This window comes from Enterobacter sp. EC_64 (assembly GCF_019584165.1).
Taxonomy (GTDB): domain Bacteria; phylum Pseudomonadota; class Gammaproteobacteria; order Enterobacterales; family Enterobacteriaceae; genus Enterobacter; species Enterobacter roggenkampii.
Genome location: NZ_VDAS01000016.1, coordinates 22344 through 39093 on the forward strand (window position 1 = coordinate 22344; position 16750 = coordinate 39093).

At 60.4% G+C, this 16750-nt stretch carries 13 protein-coding genes; 7 read left to right on the forward strand and 6 right to left on the reverse strand.

Annotated features, from left to right (window positions below; genetic code table 11):
* Position 1: 1 nt before the first annotated feature.
* The 4 genes from gsiC to iaaA are packed head-to-tail and all read right to left on the reverse strand — an operon-like array spanning position 2 to position 5311.
* Entirely contained in the window at positions 2–922 is a 921-nt protein-coding gene (gsiC, locus tag FHC52_RS14225; RefSeq protein WP_021240949.1) for a glutathione ABC transporter permease GsiC, read from the reverse strand.
* Positions 923–927: 5 nt separating this feature from the next.
* Positions 928–2466 carry a glutathione ABC transporter substrate-binding protein GsiB gene (gene gsiB / locus FHC52_RS14230; RefSeq protein ID WP_126287673.1) on the reverse strand — a complete coding sequence of 513 codons (1539 nt, stop codon included), beginning with the start codon at positions 2464–2466 and terminating at the stop codon, positions 928–930.
* A 23-nt stretch (positions 2467–2489) separates the two neighbouring features.
* Complete coding sequence (gene gsiA / locus FHC52_RS14235) at positions 2490–4361, reverse strand: glutathione ABC transporter ATP-binding protein GsiA (RefSeq protein WP_126287674.1); 1872 nt, start codon at positions 4359–4361, stop codon at positions 2490–2492.
* Positions 4362–4372: 11 nt separating this feature from the next.
* On the reverse strand, positions 4373–5311 hold the full coding sequence (gene iaaA / locus FHC52_RS14240) for a beta-aspartyl-peptidase (protein WP_025912889.1): 939 nt from the start codon (positions 5309–5311) through the stop codon (positions 4373–4375).
* Between the two features lie 187 nt (positions 5312–5498).
* Here iaaA and moeA point away from each other — a divergent pair, with 187 nt between their 5' ends.
* Both moeA and moeB read left to right on the forward strand, forming a co-directional pair.
* A complete protein-coding gene (moeA, locus tag FHC52_RS14245) occupies positions 5499–6731 on the forward strand; it encodes a molybdopterin molybdotransferase MoeA (RefSeq protein WP_023326974.1) in 1233 nt (410 codons plus the stop codon).
* 1 nt (position 6732) lies between these two features.
* The gene (gene moeB / locus FHC52_RS14250; RefSeq protein ID WP_063436335.1) at positions 6733–7485 is read left to right on the forward strand and encodes a molybdopterin-synthase adenylyltransferase MoeB; all 753 of its coding nucleotides are present in this window, start codon (positions 6733–6735) and stop codon (positions 7483–7485) included.
* An 86-nt stretch (positions 7486–7571) separates the two neighbouring features.
* Here moeB and fsa read toward each other — a convergent pair whose 3' ends face one another.
* Positions 7572–8234 carry a fructose-6-phosphate aldolase gene (fsa, locus tag FHC52_RS14255; protein ID WP_023326972.1) on the reverse strand — a complete coding sequence of 221 codons (663 nt, stop codon included), beginning with the start codon at positions 8232–8234 and terminating at the stop codon, positions 7572–7574.
* 129 nt (positions 8235–8363) lie between these two features.
* Between fsa and FHC52_RS14260 the strand changes: the two genes are divergently transcribed.
* The 4 genes from FHC52_RS14260 (at position 8364) to FHC52_RS14275 (ending at position 14090) form a co-directional block, all read left to right on the forward strand.
* Entirely contained in the window at positions 8364–9263 is a 900-nt protein-coding gene (locus FHC52_RS14260) for a glycyl-radical enzyme activating protein (protein ID WP_126287676.1), read from the forward strand.
* 4 nt (positions 9264–9267) lie between these two features.
* Positions 9268–11700 carry a formate C-acetyltransferase/glycerol dehydratase family glycyl radical enzyme gene (locus FHC52_RS14265; RefSeq protein WP_126287677.1) on the forward strand — a complete coding sequence of 811 codons (2433 nt, stop codon included), beginning with the start codon at positions 9268–9270 and terminating at the stop codon, positions 11698–11700.
* 166 nt (positions 11701–11866) lie between these two features.
* The gene (locus FHC52_RS14270; protein ID WP_045352142.1) at positions 11867–12682 is read left to right on the forward strand and encodes a Cof-type HAD-IIB family hydrolase; all 816 of its coding nucleotides are present in this window, start codon (positions 11867–11869) and stop codon (positions 12680–12682) included.
* A 151-nt stretch (positions 12683–12833) separates the two neighbouring features.
* Entirely contained in the window at positions 12834–14090 is a 1257-nt protein-coding gene (locus tag FHC52_RS14275) for a DUF1479 domain-containing protein (protein WP_126287678.1), read from the forward strand.
* On the opposite strand, the gene FHC52_RS14280 is transcribed toward FHC52_RS14275, so the two are convergent.
* Positions 14087–15160 carry a LacI family DNA-binding transcriptional regulator gene (locus FHC52_RS14280; protein WP_126287679.1) on the reverse strand — a complete coding sequence of 358 codons (1074 nt, stop codon included), beginning with the start codon at positions 15158–15160 and terminating at the stop codon, positions 14087–14089. The two genes, FHC52_RS14275 and FHC52_RS14280, sit on opposite strands and share 4 nt — an antisense overlap.
* A gap of 288 nt (positions 15161–15448) precedes the next feature.
* Here FHC52_RS14280 and FHC52_RS14285 point away from each other — a divergent pair, with 288 nt between their 5' ends.
* The gene (locus FHC52_RS14285) at positions 15449–16750 is read left to right on the forward strand and encodes an MFS transporter (protein WP_220420123.1); all 1302 of its coding nucleotides are present in this window, start codon (positions 15449–15451) and stop codon (positions 16748–16750) included.

Here is a 16750-nt window from a genome sequence, read left to right on the forward strand (position 1 = left end):
CTTACTTATACCTGATGGCCGGGTTAATGGCGGCGTAGAGCACGTCCACCACGAGGTTGATAAGAATAAACTCCAGCGAGAAAAGCAGGACTTCCGCCTGAATCACCGGGTAGTCGCGCATCTCGACGGAATCGACCAGCAGACGTCCCAGCCCCGGCCAGTTGAAGACCTTTTCCACCACGATAGAGCCGCCCAGCAGGAAGCCAAACTGCAGCCCCATCATCGTCACGACCGGGATCATCGCATTGCGGAACCCGTGCTTGAGAATGACCCACTTCTCGCTGACCCCTTTCGCCCGCGCGGTGCGAATATAATCTTCGCTCAGCACGTCAACGAACGAGGCGCGGGTAAAGCGGGCCATCACCGCCGACACGGCAGCCCCCAGCGTCATCGAGGGCAGAATGTAATGCTTCCAGGTATCGGCCCCGACGGTGGGCAGCCAGCCCAGCTCAACGGAGAAGATCTGCATCAGCAGCATCCCCAGCGCGAACGCCGGGAAGGAGATGCCGGTCACCGCCAGCGCCATGCCGAGCTTGTCCGGCCAGCGGTTGCGCCAGACGGCCGCCACAATCCCGGCGCCAAGTCCGAACACCACCGCCCAGCTCATGCTGGCTATCGTTAACCAGAACGTGGGCATAAAGCGGCTGGCGATCTCCTCCGACACCGGACGACGCGACACCATCGAGATACCAAAATCGCCCTGCAGAACGTTGCCAATATAGTGCAGAAACTGCATATACAGCGGCTGGTCAAGACCCAGCTGTTTACGCACCAGCTCAATGACCGTGGCATCCGCTTCGGGCCCGGCAACCAGACGCGCCGGATCGCCCGGCAGCATGTGGACAAACAAAAACACCAGCACCGCCACAATCAGCAGCGTCGGGATAAGCCCCAGCAGGCGTTTGCAAACATAGTTCAGCATGGGCGTTATTTTAAATCCGCATCGTCAAAGCTAAAGCCCGTATCCGGCATGATGTAGAACCCGGTCAACGCTTTGTTATGGGCTGACACCAGTTTCTCCACCACCAGCGGCACCCACGGCGACTCTTTCCAGATGATGTCCTGCGCGTCCTTGTAGAGGCGTGCTTTCTCCTCCGGTTTGGTGGTTTTCAGCGCATCGGCCAGGTCTTTGTCCACCTGCGGGTTGCTGTAGAACGCGGTATTGAACAGGGTTGGCGGCCAGTTCTGCGAGGCAAACAGCGGCGACAGCGCCCAGTCGGCTTCACCCGTCGAGGCCGACCAGCCGGTGTAGAACATCCTCACCCCGCTCTCTTTCTGCCCTTTTCCCTCTACCTCTGCCGCACGCTGTCCGGCATCCATGGCGGTAACCTGCGCCTTAATCCCCACCTGCGCCAGCTGCTGCTGAGTAAACTGCAGCACCTTCTGGGCGGTACTGTGGTTATGCGACGACCACAGCGTGGTGTTAAAGCCGTTCGGATAGCCCGCCTCTTTCAGCAGCTCGCGCGCTTTGGCCGGATCGTACGGCCACGGCTGATAGCTTTGCGCATACGCGATAGCCGGCGGCAGCACGCCGGTGGCCGGGGTGGCATAGCCCGCAAAAGCGACCTTCACCAGCGCCTGGCGGTTAATGGCATAGTTAATGGCTTCGCGCACCTTCGGATTATCGAACGGCTTTTGCGTGACGTTCATGCTGATGTAGCGCTGCATGATCGACGGGCTGGCGACCAGCTCCAGCTTGCTGTTTTTCTCCAGAATGGCGGCCTGCTCGTACGGGACCGGGAAGGCAAACTGCGCCTCGCCGGTTTGCAGCATCGCCGCACGGGTATTGTTATCCACTACCGGACGCCAGGTGATGGTGTCCAGCTTCGGCAGCCCTTTCTGCCAGTAGCCCGCGTATTTCTTCACCTTCACAAAATCGGTCTGATTCCAGGTGACCAGCTCGTACGGACCGGTACCCACCGGGTGGAAGCCAATCTCCTTGCCGTATTTCTTCAGCGCGGCAGGGGAGATCATCGCCGTCGCCGGATGCGCCAGGATATTGATAAACGCGGAGAACGGCTCTTTCAGGGTGATTTTTACCGTCGCCGGGTCGACCACCTCGGTTTTGGCGATGTTTTTATAGAGGTTATAACGCTTGAGGCTGTTCTCAGGATTGCTGGCGCGATCGAGGTTTACCTTCACCGCGTCGGCATTAAAGTCGGTGCCGTCCTGGAACTTCACCCCGGTTTTGAGCTTAATGGTGTACACCAGCCCGTCATCCGAAACGGTGTACCCCTCCGCCAGCACGTTTTTAAGCTTCATCTCTTTATCCAGGCCAAACAGGCCCTGGTAGAACGATTTCGCCACCGCCTGGGAGAGCGTGTCGTTAGCGTCATACGGATCCAGCGTGGTGAAGTTAGAGCCGACGGCGACCACCACATCTTTGGCAGCGAACGCGGGGGCAGCGGCCAGGGCTGCCGTCACGCTCGCGGCTAACAACCATCTACGCGCTACAAATGTAACCATTATGTTCTCCTGCCTGTTGAAAGTTATAACCGCGAAAAGGCATTGTCCTGACGCGGGGGAGCCACGAAATGACCCGGACCGACCTCACGCAGCGCCACGCGCTCCACGGCCTCGCCGCGTTTACGAATATTGCTCGGCATTTCATCCTGCAGCAGCACGCGCTGGCCGTGACGATGCGCCGGATCGGCGACCGGGACCGCCGCGATGAGCTTGCGGGTGTACGGGTGCTGCGGGTTCTCAAATACGGCCCTTCGCGGCCCGATTTCCACGATTTGCCCCATAAACATCACCGCCACGCGATGGCTGATGCGCTCAACCACCGCCATGTCGTGCGAGATAAACAGGAAGGCGATCCCCATATCCCGCTGTAAATCCAGCAGCAGATTGATGATTTGCGCCCGGATAGAGACATCCAGCGCCGAGACGGATTCATCCGCAATCACCACTTTCGGGTTCAGCGCCAGCGCGCGGGCGATGCAGATACGCTGCCGCTGCCCGCCGGAAAACTCGTGCGGATAACGCCAGGCGTGTTCCGGCTTCAGGCCAACGCGCTCCAGCAGCCAGGCCACGCGACGCTGCGCCGCCTCGCCGTCGAGCAGGTTATGCACCCGCAGCGGCTCCATGATCGAATACCCCACCGTATGTCGCGGATCGAGAGAGGCATACGGATCCTGAAAAATAAACTGAATATCCCGCCGCACCGCCTGCAGCCTGCTGTCAGGAAGGGTATCAATGCGCTCGCCGTTAAAGGTAATGCTTCCCTCCTGCGCGTCCACCAGACGGAGCAACGCGCGCCCGGTCGTGGATTTACCGCAGCCGGACTCCCCTACCAGCGCCAGCGTTTCGCCCGGCCAGAGGTCGAAGCTGACGTTTTCCACCGCGTGCACTTCGCGCTTTACGCGGTTCAGTACGCCGCTGCGCAGCGGAAAACGCGTGACCAGATTGCGCACTTCCAGAATGGGCTTGCCTGGCACCACGGTGTCCTGCTCGCGTTCCTCCTCCTGCGGCTCAGACGCCTCCAGGGAAATCAACGGAAAACGACGCGGCAGATCGCTGCCGTTCATCGCCCCCAGGCGCGGAACCGCCGCCAGCAGCGCTTTGGTGTAAGGATGCGCGGGCGCGTGAAAAATCTGCTCGACCGGGCCGGTTTCCACCGCGCTGCCCTTGTGCATCACCAGCACCCGATCGGCGATATCAGCGACCACGCCCATATCGTGGGTGATGAAAATCACCCCCATCTCCATCTCCTGCTGCAGCACCTTGATGAGCTGCAGGATCTGCGCCTGAATCGTCACGTCCAGCGCCGTCGTTGGTTCATCGGCAATCAGCACCGCCGGACGGCACGAGAGCGCCATGGCAATCATCACCCGCTGGCGCATGCCGCCGGAAAGCTGATGCGGGTAGCGGCCGAGAATGGCCTGAGCCTCCGGAATGCGTACCAGCTCCAGCATGCGTCTGGCTTCCCTGAGCGCCTCATCGCCGCTCAGCCCCTGATGCAGGCGAATGGACTCGGCAATTTGTTCCCCGACCGGGAACACCGGGTTCAGGGAGGTCATCGGCTCCTGGAAGATCATCGCAATGTCCGCCCCGCGCACGCCCTGCATCTGCGCGCCGCTCAGCTCGTTTAAATCAATGACCTGACGGTTACGGCGGCGCAGCAGCATTTTCTCGCTGCTGATTTGCCCGCCCGTCTGTTCCAGCAGGCGCATCAGCGCCAGCGCGGTGACCGATTTCCCGGAACCGGACTCGCCAACAATCGCCAGCGTCTCGCCGCGCCTGAGCGTGAACGATAAATTCTGTACTGCGGGGATGAACTGCCGCTCTTCCTGAAACGCAATATTCAGCTGATGGACAGCCAGCACTTCGCGGTTGTCCAGCTCTTCACTGTGCGGCACGCGCTGCCCCCTTATTCACGATAGATCCCCGTGCTCGGCTCATCACCGGCATAGCCCCAGGCGCGGTACATACCTTCGCTGTTGAACGGCAGGGCCACGTTGCCCTCACGATCCACCGCAATCAGCCCGCCGACGCCGCCCAGGGCAGGTAATTTCTCCATCACTACGCGCTCGCAGGCTTCGCTGAGGCTTAAACCGCCGTAATCCATCAGCGCGGTAATGTCGTAGGCCGCGAGGGCGCGAATAAAGACTTCCCCGGTGCCGGTACACGACACCGCCGCCGTCGCGTTATTGGCATAGCAGCCGGCGCCCGGCAGCGGGCTGTCGCCCACGCGTCCGGGGAGCTTGTTGGTCATCCCGCCCGTGGAGGTTGCCGCCGCGAGGTTGCCCGCTTTGTCGAGCGCCACCGCGCCGACCGTGCCCATTTTGCTGCGCTCATCCAGCGGCGCAGTATGGTCAAGCTGCGTCATACCCGCCGAACGGGCGTCCAGCAGCTGCTGATAGCGCGCCTCTGTGGAAAACAGATCGGGCGATACCGGCTCCATTCCGTGTTCGAAGGCAAACCTCTCCGCCCCCGCGCCCGTCAGCAGCACGTGCGGGCTCTCTTCCATCACCAGACGCGCGGCCAGCACCGGGTTACGCAGGTGGCTGACGCCTGCCACGGCCCCCGCTTTCAGGGAGATACCGTCCATGACGCAGGCATCCAGCTCGTGGGTTTCATCCCGGGTAAAGACCGAACCGATCCCCGCATTAAATAACGGGCACTCCTCCAGCAGGCGTACCGCCTCGGTGACAACGTCCAGCGCGCTCTCGCCCGCTTCCAGCATTTTCTGGCCCGTTTCGACAATGGCGTACAGCGCGTCGATGTAGCGCTTTTCCTGCTCAGGAGTGAGCTGTGCACGGGTGATTGCCCCGGCCCCGCCATGAATTGCGATTACCGCCTTAACCATTCGCATCACCCGTTAGCCTGTTTTGCGGCTTTTTCTATAAATATCATTATCGTCGACGAAACTTCAGATGATTTTTGAATATAGAAAGACGTAACAGTGATGTAAAGCGTACACCCTCCGGTCATACAGTTAGCCGCACTTTTCTGCCATAATGGACGCTTTCGTTGTTACTCCGCAGGAGCCCACCATGGATTTTACCGCCGGACTGATGCCGCTTGAGACGGCACTCACGCAGATGCTTGACCGAGTTTCCCCGCTGCATGACGTTGAGACGCTGCCCCTCGTGCGCTGTTTTGGCCGTATTGCCGCACGCGATATCGTCTCCCCGCTCAACGTGCCGGGGTTTGATAACTCCGCGATGGACGGTTACGCGGTACGCCTGGCGGATCTCCAGACGGGTAACGCCCTGCCGGTGGCGGGTAAAGCCTTTGCGGGTCAGCCGTTTAGCGGGGAATGGCCTGCAGGCACCTGCGTGCGCATCATGACCGGCGCGCCGGTTCCGGCTGGCTGCGACGCTGTCGTCATGCAGGAAGAGACCGAACAGACCGACGACGGCATGCGTTTTACCGCCAGCGTCAAAGCGGGCCAGAACATCCGCCGCACGGGCGAAGACATTACCCTCGGCGCGACCGTTTTTGCCGCCGGGCAAAGGCTGACGGTGGCGGAGCTGCCGGTGCTGGCCTCGCTCGGCATCGCGGAAGTTGACGTTATCCGCAAAGTGCGCGTCGCCGTTTTCTCCACCGGCGACGAGCTGCAGCTTCCGGGCCAGCCGCTGCAGGACGGCCAGATTTACGACACCAACCGCCTGGCGGTACACCTGATGCTGGAGCAGCTGGGCTGCGACGTGATTAACCTCGGCATTATTCCAGACGATCCGGAACAACTGCGCGCGGCGTTTATCGAGGCGGATAAATCCGCCGACGTGGTCATCAGCTCCGGCGGCGTCTCCGTGGGCGAAGCGGATTACACCAAAACCCTGCTTGAAGAGCTGGGCGAAATCGCCTTCTGGAAGCTGGCGATCAAGCCGGGCAAGCCGTTCGCGTTTGGCAAGCTTCCACACAGCTGGTTCTGCGGCCTGCCGGGTAACCCGGTCTCGGCGGCACTCACCTTCTACCAGCTGGCGATCCCGCTGCTGGCGAAGCTTTCCGGCAACAAGGCCAGCCCGCTGCCGGAACGCCTGCGCGTGCGTGCCGCCACGCGGCTGAAAAAATCACCGGGCCGTCTCGATTTCCAGCGCGGCATTCTGGCGCGCGGTGCGGACGGCGAGCTCGAAGTGAGCACCACCGGACATCAGGGCTCGCACATTTTCAGCTCCTTCAGTCTGGGCAACTGCTTCATCGTGCTGGAGCGCGAGCGCGGCAACGTGGAAGCCGGCGAATGGGTTGAGGTCGAGCGCTTTAACCACCTGTTCGGAGGCTGACATGACGGTGGAGCTGAGCGACCCGGAGATGATGCGCTACAACCGCCAGATTGTGCTGCGCGGGTTTGATTTCGAAGGTCAGGAAGCGCTCAAGGCGGCCAGCGTGCTGGTCGTCGGGCTGGGCGGGCTGGGCTGCGCCGCCGCGCAGTACCTTGCCGCGGCGGGCGTAGGAAGCATGACGCTGCTGGATTTCGATACCGTGTCGGTGTCCAACCTGCAGCGCCAGACGCTGCACAGTGACGCGACGGTGGGCCTGCCGAAAGTGGAATCCGCCAGGGCTGCGCTGGCGCGTATCAACCCCCACGTTCAGTTCACGCTGATTGACGCAATGCTGGATGACGACGCGCTCTCCGCGCAGATTGCCCGGCACGATCTGGTCCTGGACTGCACCGATAACGTCACCGTCCGTAATCAGCTCAACGCGGGCTGTTTTGCTCACAAAACCCCGCTGGTTTCCGGGGCGGCGATCCGCATGGAGGGGCAAATCAGCGTCTTCACGTACGCCGAGGGTGAACCCTGCTACCGCTGCCTGAGCCGTCTGTTTGGCGAGAATGCGCTGACCTGCGTTGAGGCGGGCGTGATGGCGCCGCTCGTCGGCGTGATTGGTTCACTGCAGGCAATGGAAGCGATCAAGGTGCTGACGAATTACGGCACGCCCGCCGCGGGGAAAATCGTGATGTATGACGCGATGACCTGCCAGTTCCGCGAGATGAAGCTGATGCGTAACCCGGGGTGTGAGGTGTGTAGCCAGTAAAAAAGTCGGGTGGCGGCTTCGCCTTACCCGACCTACAACGGCTCGAACGTAGGCCGGGTAAGCGTTAGCGCCACCAGGCAACCGCGTCAGATGGACGTCCGTCCAAACGCCCCCTGCCAGTCCTGCTCAAACTTCACAATCGCTGCGTCTACCGCCGGAGAGGTAATAAACTGCTGCGCCACGTCCAGCGGCAGCGTGATGGACTCGCAGCCTGCCAGCAGGCAGTCCAGCGCCTGACGCGGGGTTTTAAAGCTCGCGGCCAGCACTTTTGACTGCGGGGCATGCAGCGTCAGCAGCTGCTGTAATTCCACCACGGTCTGGATCCCGTCCCCGCCCTGCGCGTCCACGCGGTTAACGTAAGGGGCCACATACTCCGCCCCCGCCAGCGCGGACAGCATCCCCTGCGCGGCACCGTAGACCGCCGTGCCCAGGGTCGGGATCCCTTCCGCCTTCAGCATCTTGATCGCCGCAAGCCCTTCTGCGGTCACCGGCACTTTCACCACCAGATCGTTAATGATTGCGCGCAGCTTACGCGCGTCTTCCACCATCCCTTCGGCGGTGGTCGCCATCACCTGCGCGAACAGACGGCCTTTACCGCCCAGCGCGTCGTGCAGCGCGGGCAGCAGTTCGTCGAGCGGCGTTTTACCGGCCGCAACGATGCTTGGGTTGGTGGTCACGCCCGCCAGCGGGAAGATACGCGCCAGCTTTTTGACTGCCGCAACGTCAGATGTGTCGAGATAAAGTTCCATGATGTCACCCTCAAAATTAGCCTGCACTTACCCTATCACGACAAAACCTGCTCAAGAGTTGACCTGCATCAAGATAACTTTCATTCGAAAGTAATTTAATCTTCATATGCAAGATGAGAGGCGAAAAACATGATCTTCAATATTCAGCGTTACTCTACCCACGACGGCCCCGGAATTCGTACCGTGGTGTTCCTGAAAGGCTGCTCGCTGGGCTGTCGCTGGTGCCAGAACCCGGAAAGCCGCTCCCGCAGCCGGGACGTGCTGTTTGATGCGCGTCTGTGCCTGGACGGCTGCGACCTGTGCCAGCAGGCGGCCCCGGGCTGCATCGAACGCGCGCTGAATGGCCTGGTCATCCACCGCGAAAAGCTGAGTGAAGAGACGCTTGATGCCCTCACCGACTGCTGCCCGACGCAGGCGCTGACCGTTTGCGGCGAAGAACAGCAGGTCGAGGAGATCATGGCGACCGTACTGCGCGATAAATCTTTTTATGACCGCAGCGGCGGCGGGATCACCCTCTCCGGCGGCGAGCCGTTTATGAACCCGGAGCTGGCGCACGCCCTGTTCAAGGCCAGCCACGAACAGGGTATCCACACCGCCGTCGAAACCTGCCTTCACGTGCCGTGGCACTATATCGAGCCGTCATTACCCTACGTCGATCTGTTCCTCGCCGACCTGAAGCATGTCGACGGAGACGTGTTCAAGCAGTGGACGGACGGTTCGGCTAAGCGCATCCTGGACAACCTGAAACGCCTGGCCGCCGCCGGGAAAACGATCACCATCCGCGTGCCGCTGATCCAGGGCTTCAACGCGGATGAAGCCTCCATCACCGCCATTACCAACTTCGCTGCCGATGAACTCGGCGTCCACGATATTCATTTTCTGCCGTATCACACGCTGGGCATGAACAAATACACCCTGCTCGGCCAACCCTACTCTGCCCCTGACAAACCGCTGGATAACCCTGCCCTGCTGGACTTCGCGCAGCAGTACGCCTGCCAGAAAGGGTTAACCGCGACCTTACGAGGATAAACCTATGACCACCCTGAATCTCAACACCCTCAGCGAGCGCATTAAGGCGCACAAAACGGCCCTGGTGCATATCGTGAAGCCGCCGGTCTGTACCGAGCGCGCGCAGCATTACACCGAAATGTACCAGCAGCACATGGACAAGCCGATCCCGGTGCGCCGCGCCCTGGCGCTGGCGCATCACCTGGCCGAGCGTACCATCTGGATCAAGCACGACGAGCTGATCATCGGGAACCAGGCCAGCGAAGTGCGCGCCGCGCCGATCTTCCCGGAATACACCGTCTCCTGGATTGAGAAAGAGATTGACGACCTGGCGGACCGTCCGGGCGCGGGCTTTGCGGTGAGCGAAGAGAACAAGCGCGTGCTGCATGAAATCTGCCCGTGGTGGCGCGGCCAGACGGTGCAGGACCGCTGCTACGGCATGTTCACCGACGAGCAGAAAGGCCTGCTGGAAACCGGCATCATCAAAGCCGAAGGCAACATGACCTCCGGCGACGCGCACCTGGCGGTGAACTTCCCTCTGGTGCTGGAGAAAGGTCTCGACGGCCTGCGCGCCAAAGTGGCCGAGCGCCGCTCGCGCATCAACCTGACGGTGCTGGAAGACCTGCACGGCGACCAGTTCCTGAAGGCGATCGATATCGTGCTGGAAGCGGTGAGCCTGCACATCAAACGCTTTGCCGACCTGGCGCGTGAAATGGCCGCGACCGAAACCCGCGTAAGCCGCCGCGACGAGCTGCTGGCAATGGCGGAAAACTGTGACGTAATCGCCCACGAGCCGCCAAAAACCTTCTGGCAGGCGCTGCAGCTGTGCTACTTCATTCAGCTGATCCTGCAGATTGAGTCCAACGGCCACTCCGTCTCCTTCGCGCGTATGGACCAGTATCTCTATCCGTACTACCGCCGCGACGTGGAGCTGAACCAGAGCCTGGACCGCGAGCACGCCATCGAGCTGCTGCACAGCTGCTGGCTGAAATTGCTGGAAGTGAACAAGATCCGCTCCGGCTCGCACTCGAAGGCTTCCGCCGGTAGCCCGCTGTACCAGAACGTCACCATCGGCGGCCAGAAGCTGGTCAACGGTGAGCCGATGGACGCGGTGAACCCGCTCTCGTACGCGATTCTGGAATCCTGCGGTCGCCTGCGCTCCACCCAGCCGAACCTGAGCGTGCGCTACCACGCGGGCATGAGCAACGACTTCCTCGACGCCTGCGTGCAGGTGATCCGCTGCGGCTTCGGGATGCCGGCGTTCAACAACGATGAAATCGTCATTCCGGAATTCATCAAGCTCGGCGTTGAGCGCGACGACGCCTACGACTACGCGGCCATTGGCTGTATCGAAACCGCGGTGGGCGGCAAGTGGGGCTATCGCTGCACCGGCATGAGCTTCATCAACTTCGCCCGCGTGATGCTGGCCGCGCTGGAAGGCGGCCGCGACGCCACCAGCGGCAAGGTATTCCTGCCACAGGAGAAAGCCCTCTCCGCCGGTAACTTCGACAACTTCGAGGAGGTGATGGCGGCCTGGGATAGCCAGATCCGCTACTACACCCGCAAATCCATCGAGATTGAGTATGTGGTGGACACCATGCTGGAAGAGAACGTCCACGATATTCTCTGCTCGGCGCTGGTGGACGACTGCATCGAGCGCGCGAAAAGCATCAAGCAGGGCGGTGCGAAGTATGACTGGGTGTCCGGCCTGCAGGTGGGCATCGCCAACCTCGGCAACAGCCTGGCGGCGGTGAAGAAGCTGGTGTTCGAACAGGGCGTCATCGGCCAGCAGCAGCTGGCGGCGGCGCTGGCCGATGATTTCGACGGGCTGACCCACGAGCAGCTGCGTCAGCGCCTGATCAACGGCGCGCCGAAGTACGGCAACGACGACGACAGCGTGGATATGCTGCTGACCCGCGCCTATCAGACCTACATTGAAGAGCTGAAGCAGTACCATAACCCGCGCTACGGCCGCGGCCCGATTGGCGGTAACTACTACGCGGGCACCTCTTCCATCTCCGCGAACGTGCCGTTTGGCGCGGCGACGATGGCGACGCCGGACGGACGTAAGGCGCATACCCCTCTGGCGGAAGGGGCCAGCCCGGCTTCGGGTACGGACCACCTCGGCCCGACGGCGGTAATTGGCTCGGTGGGCAAACTGCCGACGGAAGCGATTCTCGGCGGCGTGCTGCTGAACCAGAAGCTGAACCCGTCAACGCTGGAAAACGACAGCGATCGCCAGAAGCTAATGGTGCTGCTGCGCACCTTCTTCGAGGTGCATAAGGGCTGGCATATCCAGTACAACATCGTCTCGCGCGAAACGCTGCTGGAGGCGAAGAAACATCCTGACCAGTATCGTGACCTGGTGGTGCGCGTCGCGGGTTACTCGGCGTTCTTCACCGCCCTGTCGCCGGATGCGCAGGACGATATTATCGCCCGTACTGAGCATACGCTGTAAGAAAACGCCCGGTGGCGCTGCGCTTACCGGGCCTACAAAGTCTCCCCGTAGGCCGGGTAAGGCGAAGCCGCCACCCGGCTTTCTGACTTTCATTCGAAATTAAATTTGTGCTCCTCGTCACCTTGTTATTAGAATGTTTCAAAACGCAGTGACCCAGGAGCACAGTATGACCGTTAAAGTTATCGTCACCGATATGGACGGAACTTTCCTTGATGATGCCAAGCAGTACGATCGTGACCGCTTCCAGGCACAGTTTGAACAGCTTAAAGCCCGCGACATTGAATTTGTTGTCGCCAGCGGCAACCAGTATTACCAGCTCATCTCCTTCTTTCCGGAGCTTAAAGATCGGATCTCTTTCGTGGCGGAAAACGGCGCGCTGGTGTTCGATCGCGGCGAGCAGATTTTTCACGGCGAGCTGACCCGCCATGAGTCGCAGATCGTGATTGGCGAACTGCTGAAAGACAAAGGGCTGAACTTCGTGGCCTGCGGGCTGGAGAGCGCCTACGTCAGCGATAAAGCGCCGGACGCGTTCGTGGCGCTAATGTCAAAGCACTACCACCGCTTAAAGCGCATCAGCGATTACCGCGACATTGACGACGTGCTGTTTAAGTTCTCCCTGAACCTGCCGGACAGCGACATTCCTAATCTGGTGGATAAACTCCACGTCTCCCTGGACGGCATCATGAAGCCGGTCACCAGCGGCTTTGGCTTTGTCGATTTGATTATCCCCGGCCTGCACAAAGCGAACGGCATCAGCCGTCTGCTGAAGCGCTGGAAAATTTCTCCGCAAGAGTGCGTGGCGATTGGCGACAGCGGAAACGATGCCGAGATGCTGAAGCTGGTGAAATATTCCTTTGCGATGGGCAACGCGGCAGAGAGCATCAAAGAAATCAGCCGCTACAGCACCGATGACAACAACCATCATGGCGCGCTGAACGTCATTCAGGCCGTGCTCGACAACCATCCCCCGTTCGACGCCTGATCCTCTTCTCGCCGGAGCCCTGCTCCGGCGCCCTCACTCATTTTCCCGTCCTGTGGCGCACGTCAAGTTTTTAAACTTGCATTAACTTATTTTTAACTTAAAGTATCACTTGTAGACATTTTTACTTTCGAATGAAAGATGCGAGGCAGTTATGACCTTTACCAGTGAAACCTTGCCGGCGGATCACAAAGCGGCAATCCGTCAGTTGAAACGTGAGTTACGCGCGCAGATCGGTGACGTGCAGGCGGTGTTCAACAAGCTCAGCGACAGCATTGCCACCCGCGTGGCGGAAATTAACGCCCTTAAAAATAAAGGTGAATCCGTCTGGCCGGTGATTCCGTTTAACGATGTGAAAAACGGCACGATTACCGACGCACAGCGCGAGGCCGTTAAGCGCCGCGGCTGTGCGGTGATTAAAGGTCACTTCCCGCGCGAGCAGGCGCTGGCGTGGGATCAGTCGATGCTCGACTACCTCGATCTGAACAAGTTTGATGAGGTGTACAAAGGGCCAGGCGATAACTTCTTCGGCACCCTGACCGCTTCTCGTCCGGAGATTTACCCGATCTACTGGTCGCAGGCGCAAATGCAGGCGCGCCAGAGCGAAGAAATGGCGCAGGTGCAGTCGTTCCTGAACCGCTTATGGACGTTCGAGAGCAACGGCAAGCAGTGGTTCGACCCGGACGTGAGCGTGATTTACCCGGATCGTATCCGCCGCCGTCCGCCGGGAACCACCTCGAAAGGACTCGGCGCGCATACCGACTCCGGCGCGCTGGAGCGCTGGCTGCTGCCGGCATACCAGCAGGTTTTCGCCCGCGTGTTTGACGGCAACATCGACAAGTACGATCCGTGGAACGCCGCGCACCGTACCGAAGTGGAAGAGTATACCGTCGATAACACCACCAAATGCTCGGTGTTCCGCACCTTCCAGGGCTGGACGGCGCTGTCGGATATGATCCCCGGCCAGGGGCTGCTGCACGTGGTGCCGATCCCGGAAGCAATGGCGTACATTCTGCTGCGTCCGCTGCTGGACGACGTGCCGGAAGACGAGCTGTGCGGCGTGGCGCCTGGGCGCGTGCTGCCGGTTTCCGAGAAGTGGCACCCGCTGCTTATCGAGGCGCTGACCAGCATTCCTGCGCTGGAGGCGGGTGATTCGGTGTGGTGGCACTGCGATGTGATCCACTCCGTCGCGCCGGTGGAAGATCAGCAGGGCTGGGGCAACGTGATGTACATCCCCGCCGCACCGATGTGCGAGAAAAACCTCGCCTACGCGAAGAAGGTCAAGGAAGCGCTGGAGACCGGCGCGTCGCCGGGAGACTTCCCGCGCGAGGATTATGAAAAAACCTGGCAGGACCGCTTTACCGTGAACGATCTCAACATCCACGGCAAACGCGCGCTGGGCATGGTCTAGCTGTCGTACAGCCCTTCCCGCTCCACGGCGGTGCGTCGTTTCCCCTGACGTATCCGCCGTACCGATTCCCGCACGGCCAGCGTGCCGTTCAGCAGCAATGTGCCTACCGGCGCGTCCGGGCGCATGAGCCGCTGCTGGAGCATGTGTACCGCTTCCGTTCCCAGCTCATCGCGGGGAACATGCACGGCCGTTAATGGAACATCCTGAATCGCCGCCAGGTTAAAGCCGTCGATGCTCATCACCGAGACGTCCTGCGGCACGCGCAGGCCGTGGTTTTGTAAGGCGCTGATGGTGCCCGCCGCCATAAAGTCGCCGCCAACCAGGAACGCCGTCGGCAGGTCTTTTCCCTGCTGCTGATTTAGCCAATCGCTCACCAGCTGCTCCGTCTCTCTGGCGCTGAAGCTCGGCACCACCAGCAGATCGCGCTTGTCATTGAACGCCAGGTTGTGGGACTGCCACGCGTCGCGGATCCCCGACAGGCGCTGCTCCATGGTGTAGCGCCGCAGGCACAGCACGTTCATTACCTCCCGGTGCCCCATCTCGAACAGGTACTCCGCCGCCCGCTCGCCGATGGCGCGGTGATCCGGCGCAACGGCAGGCAGACGCATGTGCCGGTCGCGGCAGTTAATCAGCATGCAGGGTTTGCCCACGTCCACCGCCAGATCGTGGATATGCGGATCGTCAATACCAAGAAGAATGGCCGCCTGCGTGTCCGGCTCGTTCATCCGCGCCAGAAACAGCTGGGCGTCGCTGTCGTTCTCCTCCAGCGCGCAGTAGCGCAACCGGACCTCGTGGGAGGCAAGTGCTTTGCTCACGCTCTGGATCACGCGGTAGTAAAAGATGTCGGACCGCTCGTCAAACGCCCGCTGCGGGGCAAAAACCACCAGGCTGTTAAGCAGCAGACGCCCTGCCGCCATGCCGTCCATTACCCCCAGCTCGCGCGCGCACGCCAGCACCTTTGCGCGCGCTTTTTCGCTGGTATTCGCTTTCCCCGCCAGCACCCGCGAAACGGTGCTGATGGAGAGCTGCGTGCGGGCCGCGATTTCGGTGATTTTTAGCCTTTTGTCCATTTTGTGATCTGGCTCCATTTGCGAAATGAAAAAATTTTCATAGCGTGTTTGTCAGGCAATAACTGGCATGAATGCCATCATGCCAGAGTGTTTTCGTCGGTTATGAGAAATTTTGCACAAAATCCACTTTTGCCCACTCATTTTCTTCCTTAAGGTGAACTTGTCACACAGCTTCCATACTAGTTGTATAGCAACTTAAGCATTATAAGCGGATAGAAATCAAAGGCATAACAATCTGTGTGACACCTGAACCTCCGTCCCCTTACCGTCCGTCTTGTGGAGAGTAAAATGAGTCAGGACATCAATAACACCATTGCGACAAGCAAAACCCGTCGCGTCATCAAGAACCTGCGCTGGTACGTGCTGGTGCTGTTTTTGCTGGGCGTCACCGTTAACTACATCACCCGAAATTCCTTAGGTATTCTCGCTCCGGAGCTAAAAGAGAGCCTCGGGATCACCACCGAGCAGTACTCCTGGATCGTTGGCGCCTTCCAGATCGCCTATACCATTTTCCAGCCCCTGTGCGGCTGGCTGATTGACGTCATTGGCCTGAAGATTGGCTTTATGGTCTGCGCCGGGATCTGGGCGCTGATGTGTATTTTCCACGCGGGCGCCGGAAGCTGGCTGCACCTGGCCATACTGCGCTTCTTTATGGGGGCTTCAGAAGCCGCTGCCACCCCGGCGAACGCCAAAACCATCGGCGAATGGTTCCCGAAATCAGAGCGTCCCGTTGCCGCCGGCTGGGCGGGCGTGGGCTTCTCCATCGGCGCAATGCTGGCTCCGCCTATCATCTACTTTGCTCACGCCTCGTTCGGCTGGCAGGGGGCGTTTATGTTTACCGGCGTGCTGGCGCTGCTGTGGGTGATCCTCTGGTGGGCGTTCTACCACAATCCCGAGCAGCACCCGAACCTGAGCAAGGACGAGCTGGCGTTTATCAAGCAGGATAACGAACCGGCGCCGGTCAAACTGCCTTTCCTGACCGCGCTGAAAACCGTTTCAAAAAACAAACGTTTCTACGGTATCGCCATTCCTGCCTTTATGGCAGAACCCGCCTGGGCGGTGCTGAGCTTCTGGGTGCCGCTGTACCTTGCCAAAGAGCACGGTATGGACCTGAAGCAGATTGCGATGTTTGCCTGGCTGCCGTTCCTCGCCGCCGACCTCGGCAGCGTGGCAAGCGGCTACCTGACGCGTCTGTACACCCGTCTGTTCGGCTGCTCCCGCGTGAACTCGGTTGTCGCCAGCTCCGTGACCGGCGCGTTCCTGATGATCTCGCTGGCCATCGTCGCCATTACCCGCGACCCGTATATCACCATCGTGCTGATCTCCATCGGCGGCTTCGGGCACCAGATCATCTCCTGCATGCTCAGCGCCCTGGTCGTGGAGTCGTTCGACAAAGGCCAGATGGCGACCGTCAACGGCATGCGCGGCTCGGCGGCGTGGATCGCCAGCTTCCTGTTCTCGCTGTTAATCGGTGTGACCGCCGACAAAATCGGCTTTAACCCGCTCTTTATCGCCATGGGCTTCTTTGACCTGATTGGCGCTCTCTTCGTGGTAGCATTTATTGCTGAACGTCGCGCCAAGCGCGCCTGA

Coding starts and splice junctions, on each gene's coding strand:
- gsiC (WP_021240949.1), bottom strand. CDS start 922: ATGCTGAACTATGTTTGCAAACGCCTGCTGGGGCTTATCCCGACGCTG.
- gsiB (WP_126287673.1), bottom strand. CDS start 2,466: ATGGTTACATTTGTAGCGCGTAGATGGTTGTTAGCCGCGAGCGTGACG.
- iaaA (WP_025912889.1), bottom strand. CDS start 5,311: ATGGTTAAGGCGGTAATCGCAATTCATGGCGGGGCCGGGGCAATCACC.
- moeA (WP_023326974.1), top strand. CDS start 5,499: ATGGATTTTACCGCCGGACTGATGCCGCTTGAGACGGCACTCACGCAG.
- moeB (WP_063436335.1), top strand. CDS start 6,733: ATGACGGTGGAGCTGAGCGACCCGGAGATGATGCGCTACAACCGCCAG.
- fsa (WP_023326972.1), bottom strand. CDS start 8,234: ATGGAACTTTATCTCGACACATCTGACGTTGCGGCAGTCAAAAAGCTG.
- FHC52_RS14260 (WP_126287676.1), top strand. CDS start 8,364: ATGATCTTCAATATTCAGCGTTACTCTACCCACGACGGCCCCGGAATT.
- FHC52_RS14265 (WP_126287677.1), top strand. CDS start 9,268: ATGACCACCCTGAATCTCAACACCCTCAGCGAGCGCATTAAGGCGCAC.
- FHC52_RS14270 (WP_045352142.1), top strand. CDS start 11,867: ATGACCGTTAAAGTTATCGTCACCGATATGGACGGAACTTTCCTTGAT.
- FHC52_RS14275 (WP_126287678.1), top strand. CDS start 12,834: ATGACCTTTACCAGTGAAACCTTGCCGGCGGATCACAAAGCGGCAATC.
- FHC52_RS14280 (WP_126287679.1), bottom strand. CDS start 15,160: ATGGACAAAAGGCTAAAAATCACCGAAATCGCGGCCCGCACGCAGCTC.
- FHC52_RS14285 (WP_220420123.1), top strand. CDS start 15,449: ATGAGTCAGGACATCAATAACACCATTGCGACAAGCAAAACCCGTCGC.